The organism is Rhodobacter maris (assembly GCF_900217815.1).
GTDB lineage: Bacteria > Pseudomonadota > Alphaproteobacteria > Rhodobacterales > Rhodobacteraceae > Rhodobacter > Rhodobacter maris.
In genome coordinates, this window is record NZ_OBMT01000053.1 from 1 (window position 1) to 1,357 (window position 1,357).

Annotated in this window: 1 protein-coding gene; it reads right to left on the reverse strand. The window is 65.6% G+C overall.

What is annotated here, in order from left to right:
- Positions 1-92: 92 nt before the first annotated feature.
- The gene (locus tag CRO22_RS18505; protein WP_097071604.1) at positions 93-1,280 is read right to left on the reverse strand and encodes an IS5 family transposase; all 1,188 of its coding nucleotides are present in this window, start codon (positions 1,278-1,280) and stop codon (positions 93-95) included.
- Between the last annotated feature and the right edge of the window lie 77 nt (positions 1,281-1,357).

Sequence of the window (1,357 nt, forward strand, 5' to 3'; positions counted from 1 at the left end):
CAGGTTGCTGAAATAGTCAGGCGACGAGAAGGATCTTCCGTGATCGGGAGTTTCTGCGGCTGCGTGTCCCTCCGGGCCGCCACGCTTCCGCGTCAGGCGGCGAGCAGCCGGGGCAGTCGCGCCAGGTTGTTGGCGGCCATCGTCAGGATGAACCGCGACTGCACCCGTTCGATGCCGCGATACATCGTCTGCGCCATCCCTCCGACCGTCTTGGCCCAGCCGAATGCCTCTTCGATCCGCTTCCGGTGCTTCAGCGACAGGGCGTAGCCATCGTGGCGGGTGGTACGGCGGTCGATGGCGGAATGCCGGGCCTTTTGCGCGACATGGGGCGTCACGCAGGCCCTGCGCAGATCTCGGACGAATTCGGCAGCGTCATAGCCCTTGTCGGCGCCCAGCGTCAGGCGCCGGGTTGAGCCGGGCGAGTGGCGGTGGATCATGTCGAGCGCGGCCTGCCGCTCGGCGTGGCCATCGGCGCGGGTCAACTCGCCCTGCACGATCAGGCCGGAGCGGTTCTCCATCAAGGCATGGCCGATGAAGCACAGCATCGCGCCGGTGCCGGGGGATTTCTTGTAAAGCCGCGCCTCGGGATCGGTGATCGAGGCATGCGTCGCATTCGAGCGTTTCTCGCCCCGGAAGTCGACCTCGGCATTGCGGTTCTGGCGGCGGCTGCGGGGCATCGGATCGGTCTTTGCTTCGGTCGCGGGCGTCTCGGGGGCGGGGCTTGGCGGCGGCGGGGCGCCGGGACCCTCGTCGTCCGGCCCTTCATCGGAACCATCCGCCTCGGGCGGCGGCGCTTTCGGCTGGAAGCTCTTCATCGACGCCCAGGCCTTCACCAGCGTGCCATCGACTGAGAAATGCTCGTCCGACAAGAGCGGCGCGACCTCGCGATGCGCAAGGATCGCCGCCATGATCTTGCGCGACATCTCGGTGCTCATCAGCCGGTCGCGGTTCTTCGTGAACACCGTCGGCACCCAGACCTGATCGTCGATGCCCAGCCCGACGAACCACCGAAACAGCAGGTTGTAATCCATCTGCTCCATCAGCTGGCGTTCCGAGCGGATCGAGAACAATATCTGCAGGAGGCTCGCCCGGATCAGCCGTTCCGGCGCGATCGAAGGGCGGCCAAAGTGGACGTAAAGCCCTTCGAAATCGGCGTCGAGACTGGCCAGCGCGTCATTGACCACCTGCCGGATCTTGCGCAGGGGATGCTGGGCCGGGATCCGGGCCTCAAGATCGACATAGCTGAAAAGCGACCCGCTCGTCTCGTCCGTGCCCCGCATCATGATCCCCTCTCGCCGTGAGAAGGGGTGAATCATGTTCTGCATCCAAGGTCGAGGCCGACTATTTCAGCGACCTG